The 17,903-nt window shown below is 69.8% G+C and carries 16 protein-coding genes, 1 tRNA gene and 2 pseudogenes; 13 read left to right on the top strand and 6 right to left on the bottom strand.

The genetic code is table 11. The annotated features are described in order from the left end of the window. Nucleotides 1-298: 298 nt before the first annotated feature. The 6 genes from AB0L33_RS10855 to AB0L33_RS10830 all read left to right on the top strand — a co-directional run bounded on the left by AB0L33_RS10855 (nt 299) and on the right by AB0L33_RS10830 (nt 4,955). Nucleotides 299-736, top strand: coding sequence for a DUF3052 domain-containing protein (locus AB0L33_RS10855; protein ID WP_018103344.1), 438 nt, complete (start codon nt 299-301; stop codon nt 734-736). A 214-nt stretch (nt 737-950) separates the two neighbouring features. Beyond that, entirely contained in the window at nt 951-1,409 is a 459-nt protein-coding gene (locus AB0L33_RS10850) for a peroxiredoxin (protein ID WP_111331985.1), read from the top strand. A gap of 149 nt (nt 1,410-1,558) precedes the next feature. After that, complete coding sequence (locus AB0L33_RS10845; RefSeq protein ID WP_026171553.1) at nt 1,559-2,134, top strand: TerD family protein; 576 nt, start codon at nt 1,559-1,561, stop codon at nt 2,132-2,134. A gap of 159 nt (nt 2,135-2,293) precedes the next feature. Beyond that, complete coding sequence (locus AB0L33_RS10840) at nt 2,294-2,869, top strand: TerD family protein (protein WP_164643397.1); 576 nt, start codon at nt 2,294-2,296, stop codon at nt 2,867-2,869. Between the two features lie 70 nt (nt 2,870-2,939). Next, the gene (locus tag AB0L33_RS10835; RefSeq protein WP_365679814.1) at nt 2,940-4,067 is read left to right on the top strand and encodes a DUF475 domain-containing protein; all 1,128 of its coding nucleotides are present in this window, start codon (nt 2,940-2,942) and stop codon (nt 4,065-4,067) included. A 153-nt stretch (nt 4,068-4,220) separates the two neighbouring features. Then, nucleotides 4,221-4,955, top strand: a complete 735-nt coding sequence (locus tag AB0L33_RS10830) for a Tellurium resistance (RefSeq protein ID WP_365679812.1) — start codon at nt 4,221-4,223, stop codon at nt 4,953-4,955. A gap of 8 nt (nt 4,956-4,963) precedes the next feature. Here AB0L33_RS10830 and AB0L33_RS10825 read toward each other — a convergent pair whose 3' ends face one another. Continuing rightward, nucleotides 4,964-5,779, bottom strand: coding sequence for a TerD family protein (locus AB0L33_RS10825; RefSeq protein WP_365679810.1), 816 nt, complete (start codon nt 5,777-5,779; stop codon nt 4,964-4,966). 221 nt (nt 5,780-6,000) lie between these two features. Between AB0L33_RS10825 and AB0L33_RS10820 the strand changes: the two genes are divergently transcribed. The 4 genes from AB0L33_RS10820 to AB0L33_RS10805 all read left to right on the top strand — a co-directional run bounded on the left by AB0L33_RS10820 (nt 6,001) and on the right by AB0L33_RS10805 (nt 11,219). Next, nucleotides 6,001-7,164, top strand: coding sequence for an HpcH/HpaI aldolase/citrate lyase family protein (locus tag AB0L33_RS10820; RefSeq protein ID WP_365679809.1), 1,164 nt, complete (start codon nt 6,001-6,003; stop codon nt 7,162-7,164). Between the two features lie 86 nt (nt 7,165-7,250). Beyond that, the gene (locus AB0L33_RS10815) at nt 7,251-9,707 is read left to right on the top strand and encodes a phosphoribosyltransferase (RefSeq protein WP_365679807.1); all 2,457 of its coding nucleotides are present in this window, start codon (nt 7,251-7,253) and stop codon (nt 9,705-9,707) included. Continuing rightward, nucleotides 9,704-10,531, top strand: a complete 828-nt coding sequence (locus AB0L33_RS10810) for an HAD family hydrolase (RefSeq protein ID WP_365679805.1) — start codon at nt 9,704-9,706, stop codon at nt 10,529-10,531. The genes AB0L33_RS10815 and AB0L33_RS10810 overlap by 4 nt, the downstream gene beginning before the upstream one ends. 28 nt (nt 10,532-10,559) lie before the next feature. Continuing rightward, nucleotides 10,560-11,219, top strand: a complete 660-nt coding sequence (locus AB0L33_RS10805; protein WP_365679803.1) for an O-methyltransferase — start codon at nt 10,560-10,562, stop codon at nt 11,217-11,219. Between the two features lie 51 nt (nt 11,220-11,270). Here AB0L33_RS10805 and AB0L33_RS10800 read toward each other — a convergent pair whose 3' ends face one another. The 3 genes from AB0L33_RS10800 to AB0L33_RS10790 form a co-directional block, all read right to left on the bottom strand. Further along, a complete protein-coding gene (locus tag AB0L33_RS10800; RefSeq protein ID WP_143615814.1) occupies nt 11,271-11,492 on the bottom strand; it encodes a zinc ribbon domain-containing protein in 222 nt (73 codons plus the stop codon). A 73-nt stretch (nt 11,493-11,565) separates the two neighbouring features. Then, a complete protein-coding gene (locus AB0L33_RS10795; protein WP_365679801.1) occupies nt 11,566-13,026 on the bottom strand; it encodes a hypothetical protein in 1,461 nt (486 codons plus the stop codon). Between the two features lie 107 nt (nt 13,027-13,133). Further along, nucleotides 13,134-13,901, bottom strand: coding sequence for a DUF4097 family beta strand repeat-containing protein (locus tag AB0L33_RS10790; protein WP_365679799.1), 768 nt, complete (start codon nt 13,899-13,901; stop codon nt 13,134-13,136). Nucleotides 13,902-14,074: 173 nt separating this feature from the next. Between AB0L33_RS10790 and AB0L33_RS10785 the strand changes: the two genes are divergently transcribed. Then, nucleotides 14,075-14,149 (top strand) — tRNA-Val (locus AB0L33_RS10785). A gap of 68 nt (nt 14,150-14,217) precedes the next feature. On the opposite strand, the pseudogene AB0L33_RS10780 reads toward AB0L33_RS10785, so the two are convergent. Beyond that, nucleotides 14,218-15,237 (bottom strand): annotated as a pseudogene (locus AB0L33_RS10780) (site-specific integrase); the annotation flags it as partial. Nucleotides 15,238-15,276: 39 nt separating this feature from the next. On the opposite strand from AB0L33_RS10780, the pseudogene AB0L33_RS10775 reads away from it, so the two are divergent. Further along, nucleotides 15,277-15,501 (top strand): annotated as a pseudogene (locus tag AB0L33_RS10775) (UTRA domain-containing protein); the annotation flags it as partial. A gap of 7 nt (nt 15,502-15,508) precedes the next feature. On the opposite strand, the gene AB0L33_RS10770 reads toward AB0L33_RS10775, so the two are convergent. Further along, nucleotides 15,509-16,369, bottom strand: coding sequence for a nuclease-related domain-containing protein (locus AB0L33_RS10770; protein ID WP_365679797.1), 861 nt, complete (start codon nt 16,367-16,369; stop codon nt 15,509-15,511). A gap of 933 nt (nt 16,370-17,302) precedes the next feature. On the opposite strand from AB0L33_RS10770, the gene AB0L33_RS10765 reads away from it, so the two are divergent. Beyond that, the gene (locus tag AB0L33_RS10765) at nt 17,303-17,500 is read left to right on the top strand and encodes a hypothetical protein (protein ID WP_365679795.1); all 198 of its coding nucleotides are present in this window, start codon (nt 17,303-17,305) and stop codon (nt 17,498-17,500) included. Nucleotides 17,501-17,903: the final 403 nt, after the last annotated feature.

Raw genomic sequence — 17,903 nt, 5'->3', positions numbered from 1 at the left:
CGGAACGCAACCATACGCCCAGGACGTGCAAGCGTTCCCATAAGCTGCTCGGCTCCGAATGCCGGACCGAAACGGCATAAGCTGTCCAAGGACGTAGGGCACGACAGGAGTGGAGGAGGACGCGGAGCCTCGCAGTGAGGCTGCCTGAAGGACGGCGACGTGACAGGAAACGTCACCGTTTAGGCGGTCTCGCACGCTGGGTACTTGCGCGATCCGCCGCTCCCGTGTGGACTACGGCCAACGCCCCGCGCACGCGCGTGGCTGAAGCATTTTCCGAAAAATGATCAGGAGGCAACCCGTGAGCGCGACCGCGGACCACGCGGAGGAGCGGACCAACCCGGCAGCACGCCTGGGGTTCGAGCCCGGACAGGTGGTCCAGGAGATCGGCTACGACGACGACGTCGAGCTGGAGCTCCGTGAGGGCATTGAGGCCATTACCGGCCAGGATCTCGTCGACGAGGACTACGACGACATCGCTGACGTCGTCCTGCTGTGGTTCCGCGACGAGGACGGCGACCTTACGGACGCGCTGGTGGATGCCATTGGTCTGCTCGAGGACGGCGGCGTGGTCTGGCTGATGACGCCGAAGACCGGCCGCGACGGATACGTCGAGCCGAGCGACATCAACGAGGCCGCCCAGACCGCAGGGCTCGCCCAGACCAAGAGCGTCAACGCGGGCAAGGACTGGTCGGGAAGCCGTCTCGTCACGCCCAAAGCGGCCAAGGCCAAGCGCTGACCCCACCAACCCCTGAAGGCCCCCGACAGGCATCGCGCCGGCCGGGGGCCTTCGTACATCCGTCTCGTACATCCGTGTCCCGGTTGCCCACGGGCTTGATCCGCCCGTGGGCGGGAAGCTTTCCCGGGTGCCGCACGGGCGCCCCGGGGGTCTGCGTAGGGTGGGGGTCACCCGGACAGCCCAGCCCGGTGACGTAGCGAAGGGACGCGTTTTCATGGCGATCGAGGTCGGCACCCAGGCCCCGGATTTCGAGCTGAAGGACAACCACGGCCGCACCGTGAAGCTCTCCGACTTCCGGGGCGAGAAGAACGTGGTGCTGCTGTTCTACCCGTTCGCCTTCACCGGCGTCTGCACGGGTGAGCTGTGCGCACTCCGCGACGAGCTGCCCACGTTCGAGAACGACGACACGCAGCTGCTGGCCGTGTCCAACGACTCGATCCACACCCTGCGCGTCTTCGCCGAGCAGGAGGGCCTGGAATACCCGCTGCTCTCCGACTTCTGGCCGCACGGCGAGACCTCGCGCGCCTACGGCGTCTTCGACGAGGAGAAGGGCTGCGCGGTGCGCGGCACCTTCATCATCGACAAGGAGGGCGTGGTGCGCTGGACGGTCGTCAACGGCCTGCCCGACGCACGCGACCTCAACGACTACGTCAAGGCGCTCGGCGCCCTCTGATCCGGCTCCGGGCGGATCGCGGGCCGTACCGGGGCGGAAAGCCTGTTTCGGCCGGGAACCGGTCACTAGGATCCACTCGTTGATCGGATGTCAACACGACGTGGAGGCGCCGGCACCGGCCGGCCCCCAAGAAACCAATGGGAGGACTCGTGGGAGTCAGCCTCAGCAAGGGCGGCAACGTCTCGCTGACCAAGGCCGCGCCCAACCTGACCGCGGTCATCGTGGGTCTCGGCTGGGACGCCCGTACCACCACCGGCGGGGACTTCGACCTCGACGCCAGTGCTCTGCTGACGAACGCCGAGGGCAAGGTCGCCAACGACGGCAACTTCGTCTTCTTCAACAACCTCAAGAGCCCCGACGGCTCCGTCGAGCACACCGGTGACAACCTCACCGGTGAGGGCGAGGGCGACGACGAGGTCATCAACGTCAACCTGGCCACGGTCCCGGCCGACGTCGACAAGATCGTCTTCCCGGTCTCGATCTACGAGGCCGAGACCCGCCAGCAGAGCTTCGGCCAGGTCCGCAACGCGTACATCCGCGTCGTCAACCAGGCCGACAACAGCGAGCTCGCGCGCTACGACCTGTCCGAGGACGCCTCGACCGAGACCGCCATGGTCTTCGGCGAGCTGTACCGCAACGGGGCGGAGTGGAAGTTCCGCGCCATCGGCCAGGGTTACGCCTCCGGTCTGCGCGGCATCGCGCAGGACTTCGGCGTCAACGTCTGACCTGCCCGGGGCCCCGGCCCCGGCACCAGCATTCCCGTCCGGCGCCGCACCACGTGCGGCGCCGGACGCGCTCGACGGACAGTTCTTCCGGCCGCACGGGTTCGGCCGGCGGCTCCGTCCGGTACAAAGACGGTTCATAGACTCGGGGAGGACAACACCATGGGCGTCACGCTCGCCAAGGGAGGCAATGTCTCCCTCTCCAAGGCCGCACCCAATCTCACCCAGGTGCTGGTCGGGCTCGGCTGGGACGCACGATCCACGACGGGGGCCGACTTCGACCTGGACGCCAGCGCCCTGCTGTGCCAGTCGGGCCGGGTCCTCGGCGACGAGTGGTTCGTGTTCTACAACAACCTCACGAGCCCCGACGGTTCCGTGGAGCACACCGGTGACAACCTCACGGGTGAGGGCGACGGCGACGACGAGTCGATCATCGTGAACCTCACGCAGGTGCCGGCCCATTGCGACAAGATCGTCTTTCCGGTCTCGATTCACGAGGCCGACAATCGCGGCCAGACATTCGGCCAGGTCAGCAACGCGTTCATCCGCGTCGTCAATCAGGCGGACGGCCAGGAACTCGCGCGCTACGACCTCACCGAGGACGCCTCCACGGAGACCGCGATGATCTTCGGCGAGCTCTACCGCTACAACGGCGAGTGGAAGTTCCGTGCAGTTGGCCAGGGGTACGCATCGGGGCTTCGCGGCATCGCTCTAGACTTCGGGGTCAACGTTTCGTAAAGCCGCGCACGGCGCGGGGGAGCCCCGTGCACATCGGGGGAGACCCGTTACATACATGATGGGGTAGCCAGTGCTTCTGAAAACCTTCGGGTGGTCGTTCGCGATCACCGTGATCGGCCTCGTGGCCGCGTGGTTCTACGGGGGGTGGGAAGCCTTCGGCGTGGTGGCGATCCTTTCCGTCCTGGAGATCTCGCTGTCCTTCGACAACGCCGTTGTCAACGCCGGAATCCTGAAGAAGATGTCCGCCTTCTGGCAGAAGATCTTCCTCACCATCGGCGTGATCATCGCGGTCTTCGGTATGCGGCTGGTCTTCCCCGTCGTGATCGTCGCCATCACCGCGAGCCTGAACCCGATCGACGCCATCGATCTCTCGTTCAACGACCCGGACCGCTACAAGGAACTGGTCACGGACGCCCACCCGGCGATCGCCGCCTTCGGTGGCATGTTCCTGCTCATGATCTTCCTCGACTTCATCTTCGAGGACCGTGACATCCAGTGGCTCCGCTGGCTGGAGCGCCCGCTGGCCAAGCTGGGCAAGGTCGACATGCTGTCGGTCTGTATCGCCCTCATCGTCCTGCTGATCTCCGCGATGACCGTCGCCACCCACGCCCACCAGCACGGCGGCGGACATGTGGACAAGGCCGAGACCGTCCTGCTCTCCGGTATCGCCGGTCTGATCACGTATCTCATCGTCGGCGGACTCTCCGGCTACTTCGAGGACAAGCTCGAAGAGGAGGAGGAGCGCGAGCACGAGGCCGAGGAAGAGGCCAAGAAGAGCGGCAAGAAGATCTCCGCGGTCGCCCTTTCCGGCAAGGCCGCCTTCTTCATGTTCCTCTACCTGGAAGTCCTCGACGCGTCCTTCTCGTTCGACGGCGTGATCGGCGCCTTCGCCATCACCAACGAGATCGTGCTCATGGCGCTCGGCCTCGGCATCGGCGCCATGTACGTCCGTTCGCTCACGGTCTACCTGGTCCGCCAGGGCACCCTGGACGACTACGTCTACCTGGAGCACGGCGCGCACTACGCGATCGGCGCGCTGGCCGTCATCCTGCTCGTCACGATCCAGTACGAGATCAACGAGATCATCACCGGCCTCGTCGGCGTCGTCCTGATCGCCTGGTCCTTCTGGTCCTCCGTCCGCCGCAACAAGGCGCTGGAGGCGGAAGAGGGCAACAGCGAAGTGACCGCCGGGGTGTGACCCGGTAGGAATTGAGGGAACGCTCTCTGCGGGGCGGCTCGTACGGCAACGGTTCCGGGACACACCCGGAGGCGGCCCGGAGCCGCCCCGCAGTGGTGCGTGCGTCGTACGCGCCGCGTGCGACGGGTGAGGACCGAGAGGGCGGGGTCGGGGATGGCGTTCTGGAACAGCCTGTGGCCGGGGCGGGAGACACAGTTCGAGTCGGGGAACGCGGCGACCAACTCCATCGTGCTCACCCGGCGGCACTCCACGGTCTCGCTGACGAAGCAGGGGGCGCTGAGCGGGAACCTCCGCGTCAACCTCTCCTGGCGCATGCGCACCTCGGACATCGGGGGCCGCTCCCGGCAGAGCGGCCGGCTGCTGCGCCCCTTCAAGTTGTTCCAGCCCGAGGCCGTCCAGGCGCACACCCAGGGCATGGTCAACGTCGACCTGGACCTCGGCTGCATGTACGAGCTGGCGGACGGCACCCGGGGCGTGGTGCAGCCGCTGGGCAATCTGCTCGGCGATCTGAACGGGCCGCCCTACATCAGGCTCAGCGGCGACGACCGCTTCGGTGCCCCGTCCGGCGAGACGCTCTACGTCAACCTCGATCAGCGCGAGCACATCAAGCGGCTGCTGTTCTTCGTCTACATCTACGACCAGACGCCCGCCTTCGACCGTACGCACGCCAAGGTGACGCTCTACCCGGGCAACGGGCCGCGCATCGAGATCGAGCTGGACGAACGAGCCCCGCAGGCCCGCTCCTGCGCGGTGCTCACGGTGGAGAACGTCAAGGGCGAGCTGATCGTGCGCCGCGAGGTGAAGTTCGTCTACGGCTTCCAGTCCGAGCTGGACCGGATGTACGGCTTCGGCATGCAGTGGGGGCGCGGCTACAAGAGCCGCGCCTAGGAGGGTCCTCAGGGCCGTATGAACTGCGGTCCCTGCGGGGGCAGCCTGAAATTCGGATCGGGAGCGGGCGCCGCAGCCGGCGCGGGCTGCGGATAGCCGTAGGCGGGCTGCGCGGAGGCCGGCTGGGGATAGCCGTACGAGGGCTGCGGCGCCGGGGTGGCGGGCTGCGGATAGCCGTACGAGGGCTGCTGGTGCAGCACGGTCGCCTGCGAGTCCGGTACGGGGGCCGGGGCGGGCGGGACCGGGGGCGGCGCCGGGGCGGGCGGCTGGGGCTCGGGCTCCGCCTCGTCGACCGAGATGCCGAATGCGGTCGCGAGGCCGATGAGCCCCGTCGGGTAGCCCTGCCCGACCGCCCGGAACTTCCAGCCGTCGCCGCGCCGGTACAGCTCACCGCAGATGATCGCGGTCTCGTCGCCGGTCTCCGCGCGCACGTCGAACACGGCGAGCGGTTCGCCGCCGGCCGCCGCGGCGTCGTAGACCAGGATGCGCAGATCGCGGACGGCTCCGAAGGCGGCCCCGTCCGAGGACGCGGCGATGACCACCTGCTCGACCGACGGGTCGAGCGCGTTCAGGTCGGCCTCGACGGTGTCCGTCAGGCCCTCGGGCAGGCTGCGCTTGGGCAGCCTGCGCACCAGGCCCGAGGGGTGGCGCGGCTGGTTGTAGAAGACGAAGTCCTCGTCCGAGCGCACGCGCCCGCCGGCGCCGAGCAGCAGGGCCGAGGCGTCCACATCGGGCACCCCGGCGCCCGGCGTCCAGCGCAGCACGGCCCGTACGGCCAGGGCGTCGAGGGGGACGTTCGAGCCTTTCACCATCGCGTGCGTCATGCCGGTCATCCTGCCTGCTGGCCGTCCGTGCGGACAACGCGGGGGGCGGAGTCCGTGTCCCGGCCGCCGGGCGGATTCACCTACTCCGCCACTTTTGAAATTCGTGCGAAACGGTCATGACACCCGGAATTCACCCAGGCTGGGAACTGCAGACACCCGTTCGTACGTACTATTACCGGCCACACGTTGTCCGGTCGGTCAGAGAGTACGGGGGGAATTGCATGCGTCATTTCGGGCATATTGCAGCTGCTGCGAAGGACGGGCTCTTCTTCCAGGAACCCTGTGCGTTCGACGCCGACTCGCCGGCCCCCCTCCTCTCCGCGGCCCTCGGCGCCACGCTCTACAGCCCCGCCACCCGCCCCCGGCTCGCCGACGACATCGTCAAGCTGGCCGGGCGCGGAGTCGTCTCGATGGTGCTCTGCCTGGAGGACTCGATCGACGACTCCGAGGTCGCCGGGGCCGAGGAGAACCTGGTCAGGCAGTTCGCCGACCTGGACGCACGCTCCGTCGAACTGCCGCTGCTGTTCATCCGGGTCCGCGAACCGGAACAGATCACCGACCTGGTGCGCCGTCTCGGCGCCTCCGTCCGGCTGCTGTCCGGTTTCGTACTCCCGAAGTTCACCCGCACCCGGGGCATCCCGTTCATGGAGGCCCTGACCAAGGCCGAGGCCGCGGCGGGCCGCCGGCTCTTCGCCATGCCCGTGCTCGAATCGCCCGAGCTCCTTCACCTGGAGACCCGCCGCGAAACGCTTCGGGGCATCGCCGAGACGGTCACCGCGCATCGTGACCGGATCCTCGCCCTCCGCCTCGGCGTCACCGATTTCTGCTCCGCCTACGGACTGCGGCGCTCGCCCGACATGACGGCATACGACGTCGGCATCGTCGCCCACGTCATCGCGGACGTCGTCAACGTGCTCGGCCGGGCCGACGGGACGGGCTTCACGGTCACCGGGCCCGTCTGGGAGTACTTCCCCCGCCAGGAGCGCATGTTCAAGCCGCAGCTGCGGAACAGCCCCTTCCAGGAGAACCGCGCCGAGGCGCTGCGCACCGCGCTCATCGCGCACGACCTGGACGGACTGCTGCGCGAGATCGACCTGGACCGGGCCAACGGGCTGCTCGGCAAGACCTGCATCCACCCCTCGCACGTCGCTCCCGTGCACGCGCTGTCCGTGGTCAGCCACGAAGAGTTCAGCGACGCCCAGGACATCCTGCGGCCCGAGAGCAACGGCGGCGGCGTGCTGCGCTCCGCGTACACGAACAAGATGAACGAGGTGAAGCCCCACCGGGCCTGGGCCGAGCGCACCCTGCTGCGCGCCAAGGTCTTCGGCGTGGCCCGGGAGGACATCGGCTTCGTGGACCTGCTGGCGGCCTGCCTGGCGGAGTGAGCGGGACCGGCGGGACGATCGGAGAGGGACCCGGCGCCGAGCACGGCGCCGGGCCCGACGGGCGAGTGGAAAGAGGGACGACGGACGTGGTGTGGTCGGGTAGCTGGGTTGCGGAGCGACTGGGCGTCGGGCTGGTGGGCGACGGGGAGCTGCGCGGGCTGCTGGGCCTCGCCCTGCGGCGCAACCCCAAGCGGGCACACCTGCTCGTCTCCAACGTGCTCGGCAAACACGTCCCGCAGCGCCCCTCCGTCGTGCACGGTGCGGGCGTCGAGCTGGGCCGCCGGGTCCGGGCGCTCCTCGGCGAGGACGGCGCGCGGCGCGCGGTCGTCGTCGGCTACGCGGAGACGGCCACCGGCCTCGGCCACTCGGTCGCCGACGGCCTCGGCGCGGCGCCGTACCTCCACTCGACCCGCAGGCCGGTGCCTGGGGTCGCCCGGGCGGGCGGCTTCGAGGAGGCCCACTCGCACGCCACCTCGCACCTGCTGCTCCCCGAGGACCCGGAGCTGCTGGCGGCGGACGGCCCCGGCTCGGCGCTGGTCCTGGTGGACGACGAGTTCTCCACCGGCAACACCGTCCTCAACACGATCCGCGCCCTCCACGAGCGCTACCCCCGCGACCACTACGTCATCGTCGCCCTCGTCGACATGCGCTCACCGGCCGACCGGGGCCGCCTCACGGAGTTCGCGGCCGAGATCGGCGCCCGCGTCGACCTGGTGGCCCGCAACACCGGCACGGTCACCCTCCCGGACGGCGTCCTGGAAAGGGGCCAGGCCCTGGTCGCGGAGTGGGAGGCCGACGCGGAGGTCCCCCAGGACGGGCCCCCGCACCCCCGCCCCCACACCCGCCTCGACCTCCCCTGGCCCGCCGGTGTCCCCGACGGCGGGCGGCACGGCTTCACCGAGACCCACCGCGCCCTCCTGGAGCCCGCGCTGCCCGCCCTGGCCGACCGCATCGCCCAGGCCCTCGGTGACGGCCCCCGCCGCGTCCTCGTCCTCGGCTTCGAGGAGCTGATGTACGCGCCGCTGCGCCTGGCCACCGCCCTGGAGGAGCGCACCGAAGCCGAGGTCCGCTACTCCACGACCACCCGCTCCCCGGTCCTCGCCGTGGACGACCCGGGCTACGCGATACGCACCCGGCTGGTCTTCCCGGCCCACGACGACCCGGCCGACGGCCCCGGCGAGCGCTACGCCTACAACGTGGCCGGTGGCGGTTTCGACGCCGTCGTCCTCGTGGTCGACTCCGCCGCCGACACCCCGGCCCTGCACGCCCCCGGCGGCCTGCTGGACCGGCTCGCCCCGCACACCGCGCAGGTCCTGCTCGCGGTGATCCCCTCGTACGTACCGGGGGCACCGGCCCCCGAACGCCAGGAAGAAGCCCTCATGCAGCTGCCCGAGCCCCTCCGCGGCCCCGCGTTCTCCTCGTACGCGCCGGACGAGGTCGGCTGGCTGCTCCAGGACCTCTCGGACACCCGCCTCGAAGCGCCCACGGAGGAGCGCGAGGAGGCGATACAGAGCGGGGGCGCGCACTACGCGGAATCGCTCCCCGTCGAGTACCAGCCCTCCGCCGAGTACCAGGAACTGTTCAAGAGCGCCCTCGCGCTGTCGGCCGCCCGCATCGCCCGCGCCGTGGGCACCGTCACCGAGACCGTCCTCGCCGAGCGGGGCCCCCGCCCGGTCCTCGTCTCGCTCGCCCGGGCCGGTACGCCGGTCGGCGTGCTGATGCGCCGCTGGGCCCGGGCGCGGCGCGGCCTCGACCTGCCGCACTACGCCGTCTCCATCGTGCGCGGACGCGGCATCGACGCCAACGCGCTGCGCTGGCTCGCCGAGCACCACGACCCGGCCGACGTCGTCTTCGTGGACGGCTGGACCGGCAAGGGCGCCATCACCCGCGAACTGGCCGCTGCCGTCGCCGAGTTCGAGAAGGCCGGGGGAGTGGCGGGCTTCAACCCGGAGATCGCGGTGCTCGCCGACCCGGGCGGCTGCGTGCGGACGTACGGCACCCGCGAGGACTTCCTCATCCCCTCCGCCTGCCTCAACTCCACGGTGTCCGGGCTCATTTCCCGCACGGTCCTGCGCGCCGACCTGGTCGGGCCGTACGACTTCCACGGCGCGAAGTTCTACCGCGAACTGGCCGGTGCCGATGTCTCCGGTCTCTTCCTCGACACGGTCGCCGCGCGCTTCGACGAGGTCGCGGAGGCCGTGGACACCGAGGTGAAGGAGCTCCTGGCCGCCGACCGGGCCCCCACCTGGGAGGGCTGGGCGGCCGTGGAGCGCATCAGCGAGGAGTACGGCATCCACGACGTCAACCTCGTGAAGCCCGGCGTCGGCGAGACCACCCGGGTCCTGCTGCGCCGCGTCCCCTGGAAGATCCTCGCCCGGCGCGGCGCCGGCCCGGACCTCGACCACATCAGGCTCCTCGCCGAGCAGCGCGGCGTACCCGTCGAGGAGGTCGACTCGCTGCCCTACACCTGCGTCGGGCTCATCCACCCCAAGTACACGCGCGGGGCGACCGGCGCCGACGGCAAGGCGGTGGAGTCCGCGTGACGGCCTCCCCGGTCACCCTCGTCGCCAGCGACCTCGACCGCACCCTGATCTACTCCACGGCCGCGCTCCAGCTCACCATGGAGGACGAACGGGCGCCCCGGCTGCTGTGCGTCGAGGTCTACGACCACAAGCCGCTGTCGTACGTCACCGAGACCGCGGCCGGGCTGCTCGCCGACCTGACCTCCGCCGCCTCCACGGTGTTCGTCCCGACGACCACCCGCACCCGCGAGCAGTACCACCGCATCCGACTCCCGGGCGCCCCCGCCGAGTTCGCGATCTGCGCCAACGGCGGCCACATCCTGGTCAAGGGCGAGTCCGACCCGGACTGGCAGCGGACCGTGGCCCGCCGCCTCTCCGACGAATGCGCCCCGCTCGCCGAGGTCCGCGCCCACCTCGTCGCCACCGCCGATCCCGCGTGGCTGCTCAAGGAGCGCGTTGCCGAGGACCTGTTCGCGTACCTCGTGGTCGACCGCGCCGAACTCCCCCCGGAGTGGACGACGGAACTCGCCGCCTGGGCGGAGCCGCGCGGCTGGACCGTGTCGCTCCAGGGCCGCAAGATATACGCCGTACCGCGCCCGCTCACGAAGAGCGCCGCGATGCGCGAGGTCGCCCGGCGCACCGGCGCCACCCAGACCCTCGCCGCAGGCGACTCCCTCCTGGACGCGGACCTCCTCCTCGCCGCCGACCGGGGCTGGCGCCCCGCCCACGGCGAACTCGCCGACGCGGGCTGGGACGCCGACCACATCGAGGCCACCGCCGAACGGGGCGTGGCGGCGGGCGAGGAGATCCTGCGCCGCTTCCTGCGGGCCTCGGGAGTCCGGTAAATCACGCGGGCGGCCGTAGAGTTGCGCGATGACCAAGGGAAACTCCACCAAGATCACCGATGAGCTGTACGCGTACATGCTGGCGCACAACCCGCCCCTCGACGCCGTACAGCGCGAACTGGTCGAGACGACCTACGCGCGGCTGCCCGAGCACGCGGGCATGCAGTCGGCGGAGGAGCAGGGCCCGTTGCTCGCGTTCCTCGTCCGGCTGACCGGTGCCCGGCACATCGTGGAGGTCGGCACGTTCACCGGCTTCTCCGCCCTGGCGATGGCCCAGGCGCTCCCGGCGGACGGCCGGCTGATCGCCTGCGACGTCTCCGAGGAGTGGACGGCGTACGGCCGCGAGGCGTGGCGGAAAGCGGGCGTCGCCGACCGCATCGACCTGCGCATCGCCCCCGCCCTGGACACCCTGCGCGCGATGCCGGAGGAGCCCCACATCGACTTCGCCTACCTCGACGCGGACAAGGGCAACTACATCGCGTACTGGGAGGAACTGGTGCCGAGGCTGCGCCCGGGCGGGGTCATCACCACGGACAACGTGCTGTTCCACGGCCGCGTGACGGACCCGGACGCGACGGGCGCGGCGAAGGCCATCCAGGAGTTCAACGACCACGTGTCGGCGGACGCGCGGATGGACAGCGTCCTGCTGACGGTGTCGGACGGGCTGACGCTGTCGCGCAAGCGGTAGCCGCCCGGGCGCGGCGGGCTCCCGGGCGGCGGCGGGTCCGGGAGCACCGGATCAGCCGCAGCAGCCTCCGCCGCAGCAGCCGCCCCCGCCACCGGCCGAGGGCGCCGGCCGGGAGCCGCCGCCCGCCGTGCCGCCGACGGCGACGGTGGAGAGCAGCTTCACGGTGTCCTCGTGCCCGGCCGGGCACGAGGCGGGAGCGGACGACTCGGCCATGGGACGGCTGAGCTCGAAGGTGTCTCCGCAGGAGCGGCAGCGGTACTCGTAACGAGGCATGACGCCAGGTTATCGGCGAGGGGCCCCGGACTGTCCACAGCGCCGAAGCCCAGGACCGTCCGAGCCGGAGGCGTCAGTGACTTCCCGCGCCGCGTTCCTCGCGGATGTCGGCGACGACGTCCGCGGCGGTCCGGCGCAGGCCCTCCGTCACGGTGAGGAAGTGCCAGTAGTCGGGGTGCCGGTTCTCCAGGGCTGTGATCGCCTGCTCCAGGCGGGCCACCGCGTCGTCCAGCGGCCGGGCGTGCCGCGGCTCGGGGGTGTGGCGCCCGGCCATGGCGAGGCGCTGGGCGTCGCGGATGGCGAACCGGGTGCGCTGGATCTCCTGCTGCGGGTCCTTGGCGACGTCATCGAGCCGGCGCAGGCGGTCACCGGCGGCGGACACCGCCTCGTCGGTGGCGTTGAGCAGGGCACGCACGGTGCTGAGCCGGGACGTGGCGTCGGCCCAGCGCTGCTCGTCACGGGCCTGGGACGCCTCCTTCAGCTTCTCCTCGGCCCGGCGCACATTGACCGCGGCCTGCTCCGGGACCGGCTGGAGGTCCTGCCAGCAGGCGGCCGAGAACCGGCGCCGCAGCTCGCTGAGGACGGGCTCGACGGAAGCGGACCTGGTGGTCAGCGCCTGGGCGCGGGTGCGCAGGCTCACCAGCCGGCGGTCGATCTCGGCGGCGCGCTCGGGCAGCTTCTCGGCCTCGGCCCGTACGGCTTCGGCGTCGCGCAGCACGCGGTCGGCGCGCTGCAGGGTCTCGGTCACGCCGTGCCGCCCGGCACCCTGGTTGAGCTTGGTCAGCTCGGGGGCGAGGGCGGCGAGCCGGGCGGCCAGGTCGTCCGCCCGCAGCCCGGACGCCCGCACCGAATCGAGAGCATTGCTCGCGCCGAGGAGCGCCTGTCGCGCGCGCTCCACGGCGGGGGCGAGCCGGGCGAGCTGCGTCTCGGCGCTCCCGAGGAGCGGCCCGAGCCCCGCGCCGAACCGGTCGAGCTCCCCCTTGACCCGTACCAGCTGCTCCTTCGCGGAGGTCAGCTCGGCCCGCGCCCGGGACGCGACGGACGGTTCCAGATCGTCGCGGTCGAGGTCATGGGCGTCGACGGCGGTGATGTACGCGTGGCTCGCCTCGTCGATGCGTCGGCCCAGCGCGGCGAAGTCGTCCACGGCCCTGCGGGCGGCCGGCGAACTGTCGACGGCGGTGATGGTCTCGATGGAGATCTTGAGGTCGCGCTGGGCGGTGTCCAGCTCGTAGAACGCCTCGGCGGCGGCGTCCTTCGCCGCCTGCGCCTCGGCCCGCTGCCCCTCGCCACGCCCGCCGAACCACCGCCGCGTACCGCCGCCGGTGACGGCGAGAGGGAGCGCGGCGGCGAGGAGGGGGAGGGGCGCGAGAACGAGAACGCACAGGTCACGCAGGCCAGTGGCGCGGCGCGCACGCCGGGCACGCGGACCGGGAACCGGCCGGTCGCCCGGAACCGCCCCCACCGCACGACGCCGACTCCGCTCCCGGACCGCTCCGGCGACTCCCGCCTGCGGCTGCGCGTCTGTCGCCGTCACATGCCTCTCCCGTGCCGTTTCGCCCTGCCGGATACATTCTCCCACCAGTAAGGACGAACACACGTGCCGGTTAGTTCACCGTGAGGCCGGTGACCGTGCTCCTCGGCTCAGCCCGCGTGCCGGACGGCGACTCCACCGTTGTCGCTGTGGGCCTTCACGACGTGCCGGCTGTTGTCGCTGCGCGGCACCTTCACGTCGACGTGCCCGTTGTCGGCCGACGCGGACACGGCGTACGAGGTCGTGCCGGCGGGCAGGTCGATGGCGATGCGCCCGTTGTCGCTGACGGTGTCCACGAGGTCCGGCACCCGGGCGAGGTCGAGATCCACGGACCCGTTGTCCGACCGGGCCACCACGGACCGGGAGGAGACCCGCTCGGCACGTACGGACCCGTTGTCGCTCTTCAGTTCAAGGGGACCGCTGACGTCCCGGACGACGACGCCGCCGTTGTCGGAGTACAGCTTGAGCGGGGTGGTGAACTTGGACGCGGTCACCTTCCCGTTGTCCGCGTCCACGGTGAGCGCGAGCCCGCGGGGCACCTTCACCGTGTGGCGCGCCTCGCAGTTGCTGACCAGCGCCTTGCACTTCACGCGAAGGGTGAGCGTGTCCCCCTCCAGCTTCCACACGGGGTCCGGCCCGCTCCCGAGCATGACCCACCCGTCGACCTTCCGGGTCACCTGGACCTCGTCCACATCGGCCGGGACGACGTCCACGGTGGAGTTCTCCGCGTCGATGGTCAGCGCCTTCCCCCCGAACGCGAACGACTTGTGCTCGGCGGGCGCGTCCTCCACGTCCGTGCTCCCGCACCCGGTGAGCGCCGCGACGAGCAGAACGGTGCCCCCGACGGCCACGAACGCGCTGCGATTACGGATGGTCATGGTGATCAGGTCCCCCTGGGCCGGTGCTGCGATGTGCCCCTACGGTAGGCAGCGCGGGCCCGCCCGGACGATCCGGACGGCTACCGTCTCCGGGGTGGGGCTATCCCCCGTAAGCCCGCCCGAACCGATTGTCGACATGCCCCACGGGCCATGTAACCTGTTCCTTCATCCACGGGTGCGTAGCTCAGGGGTAGAGCGCTGCTCTTACAAAGCAGATGTCGGCGGTTCGAAACCGTCCGCGCCCACCAGCACAAAGACCCCCAGTCGATCATGACTGGGGGTCTTTGACATCCACTTCTGACATCAACGGGCACGATCACCCACGGTCGGGACGCTGCCGCTTCAGCATGCGGTCGAGGTGACTCACGGCCTCGCGCTGCGTGTCCTGGACGACATGGGCATAGATGTTCATCGTGACCGCGATCTGGCTGTGCCCCAGGATCTCCATCACGACGCGGGGCGGGACGCCGGCGGCGGTCAGCAAGGTCGCGCAGCCGTGGCGGGCATCATGCAGGCGAATCACGCGAAGTCCGGCGGTCGCGGCGACGCGGGTGAACGAGCGGTACAGGTTGCGGGGTTCGATCGGCCGGCCAGTGCGGGTGGTGAAGACGTATCCCGTGTCCTCCCACTGATCACCGGCAGCCTCACGACGAGCAGCCTGCCGCAGCCGTTCCCAGCGGAGCGGAGCGACGCACAGGGCGGGGAGGGGGAGCGTCTGTTTCCTGCGGCGCCCCTTGGGATCGTCCTCGTACGCCTCACCGCGGACACGCTGCCGCTGAGTGCGAACCCGGATCTCCCGCTTGTCGAGGTCCACGTTTTCCCACCGGAGGCCGACGATCTCACCGCGGCGGAAGCCGAGCGCGATGGCGAGGACGAAGGTTGCGTAGAGCGGATCCCTACGGGCCACGGTGAGGAAGGACAGGGTCTCGTCCAGCGACCAGGGGGAGAGGTCTCGCACTTCGGCCGAGGGCGGTTCCACGAGGGTCGCCACGTTCCGCATGACGAGTTCTTCCCGGCAGGCCGCCGTCAGCGCGGTACGCAGGACACGGTGGGATTCCTTGGCGGTCGCTGCGGTGGTCTGCTGTTCCAGACGGGCAAGGAAGCGGCGGACGTCCGCGACACTCAACGATTCGAGGCGCTTCGAGCCGAGCATGGGCACGAGGTAGAGGCGGATGTGCGTCTCGTACTTGGCGTAGGTCGTTCGCTTGCGGCGCGGCTTGACAACGTTCTCCAGCCAGTACGGCAGCCACTCGGAGAGCTTGGCCGACCGCGTGGGCACTGGGACGCCTTGGTCTACCTTGGCGAGCAGTTCGCGGCGCTTGGTGTCGCACTCGGCCCGGCGTGTTCGTACGGTCCTTTCGTCCGCTGCGGCATCTACGCACGGCTTGCTGAACTCGGCTCCAAGCCGGTCCACTTCCGCGAGGAGATTCGGTCTCGCATGCCGTCGACGGACGAGGCGGAACAACTGAAGCTCTCCACCGGGACGCCCGTCATGCTGATCTGCCGCACGGCGTTTGCGGACGAGGGACGTGCCGTCGAGGTCAACGAGATGCCCCTTGACTCCGCTTCATACATCCTCGAATACGCCTTTGACGCGTAAGGGCTCCTCAGCGCCCAGCCCAGGTTTCGCCCCGGCGGGCAACGCTGAATGTCCGCTCAACCCGCTCTGGCGGAAGTACAGGTGCGAGTCCGGAGAGGACTGTGTGCACCGTGGCGCCATCAATGACGAGAACCGGAGGCGCCGCGTTCTTAACGGAGAGTCTGGCCGCACCCACGATCGCGATGACCGGGCGGACAGGCACAAGGAACCCGCAGTGGTCTGACAGAGCACGCGAGGTGCGTCGAGCCTCGTGCTCGCTGACCACGATGTACCTGGTGGGGGCGCGGTTGACCGTAATGGCGTGATCGCCGTACCAGACGGTCTTGCCCCTGTGGCACTTCGAGTTGATGGTGAAAACGCCCGAGGGGCCTATGACCAGGTGATCGATGTCCGACCCGCTGGGCCATTGGACGGAGTGAAGAACCCGCCAACCCTGTCGTCTGAGAGTGTTCAGGCGCCGGCCAGTCGAACGCTCACCGGCCAGCCCTAACGCCCAGTTGCGTATCTCCCGATCCGGCGACCAGCGGGGAACGGCCTCTTCACTCGGTTGCGCTCCAGTTCTGCGAGCTTCCTCCGGACCGCATCTCCCGGCCGATTGCCCACCAAGTCCTCTTGCCGTACAGATGCCTACCCCCTCGGTCGGGAGTCCACCGCACCATGCCCCAGCAGAGGTGCCAAGACGCCGATTCCGGCCACCGAGAGCTGTTACAGGTTTCTCTACCTCATCAAGGCACCCGGCTGCGCTCCGCTCCGCCGGGCGCGCTTTCCGGCTCTGGCTGCGCCCGCGCTCCTGCCTTCGGCCCGCTCGGCGCTGCCGCCGCCGACGCGCGCCCGCTGTGTAGGCCCGAGGGCATGAGACGAGAACCAAGCCCGCGGCTTCAAGACGATGCCTCCGGCGGGGGCGCTCAGACTCCGGGATGGCAGGGGCGCCGTTCGCGAGTGCCGGTCGTCTTGTGGTGAGCGTCGTGGGGCTCCCACCCCGACCACCTTCGACCCAGGCAGAGCCGAGCAGTCGCGGCCCAGGGCGTCAAGGTCGTTCGTACAGTGGCGCGCTCCACCTTGACGCCCTGAACCACGCCCGCTCCACGGTGTGTGGGTCGAAGGCGGACGGGATGGGAGCTAGGGCGAGTGGTGGGTTAAAACAAGTGGTCCCCTCGGCCAGTCAGAGCACGCAGGGACGGTACGCACAGTCATGAACGGATGCGACGCCACCATGCACTACGGGATCGCGCCCGCTTTAGCTGTACAAGCAGCGACGAGAAGGTAGCCGGCCCAGGTAGCCACTCCCTCTCCCAGTCCCACTGGAGATCGACGTACGGCTCCACCAGAGCGAGCGCATCGCGCATTTCGACCACTGCCACTCTGAACTCTGCGAAGCCATCGAGGGGAACCTGTACGCGCGCTGTGTGGGCATGAGCTAGCTGCTCGGCCGTCAACTCTGGCCAGTGCTCATGAGCCTGTACGCCCACCTGTACCGGTAGCAACTGGTCCTTGGCGACGCCCCGCAAGTAGTTGCGTCGCAAGTTGGCCTTTCGGGTTGCCACGATGGCTCGGTCCAATGCCTCACGCCGAGAAGTAACCCATGCTTGTCGACGCGCTGCCCAAGGGCTCACCATCGCACCAGCGATCACGCCAACCAGCGCAAACGTAACAGTCACCCATATATCCACCATGGCTCCTTCATAGGTCGGCCGTCTACACCAGCAGTTTCAACCGCCGCACTGACAACCTCGCCACCATCGCGCCAGCCCGAGGCCCGACGAAGAGGTTTTGTCACCAAGGCCGGCTGTAGCGTGGAGGTGTGCGAAACGACCGACACGACGAACCTCTCTCCGATGAGGAGCTGGAACTGTTCTTGCAGTACCTCCATCGCTTCGCCAACCACGACGTCGATCAGTTCGTGGTCATGGAAGTAGGCGACCCCGCCCACCCGTGCTACCTGGACCTCTCCCGGGCTCCGACACCCGGAACCGACCCGGCTGCCTACCGTCGCCCGTAGGCGAACGCGGAGGCACCTGGCGTCCACGGCTGACATCAACCACACCGGACGCCAACGACTCCGGACGGCCGTAGGTGTCAGCCCAAGCCTCGCGGCAGCCGCCGTCTGAGGGCGTCAGGTCGAACTCCTAAAGCGGGTGTCGCCCCGCCCGGCCCGGCTCGAACGGGCTGGTCCCCTCCACAACGGGCCGGTACTGGGGGAAGCAGCCACCGACCGACGCGGGCCACGGGGAGGCTACCAGCGGGAGTACAGCAGCGGCGTACCGCAACCACAGCAACCGCCCCCGCACGCCACCACCTCTTCGGAGTTGGGTAGCGGCCGGTATGGGCCACCGCTGACCGATCCGGCTAGAGCTACGGATCAGGACGCCATGGGCGTCAGCGGACAGTCGATCCAGGTATCC

Source organism: Streptomyces sp. NPDC052299, from assembly GCF_040679335.1.
In the GTDB taxonomy this organism is placed as follows: Bacteria; Actinomycetota; Actinomycetes; order Streptomycetales; family Streptomycetaceae; genus Streptomyces.
Note: the sequence above shows the minus strand (reverse complement) of the source record. Positions and strands in the feature narration are given on the sequence as shown.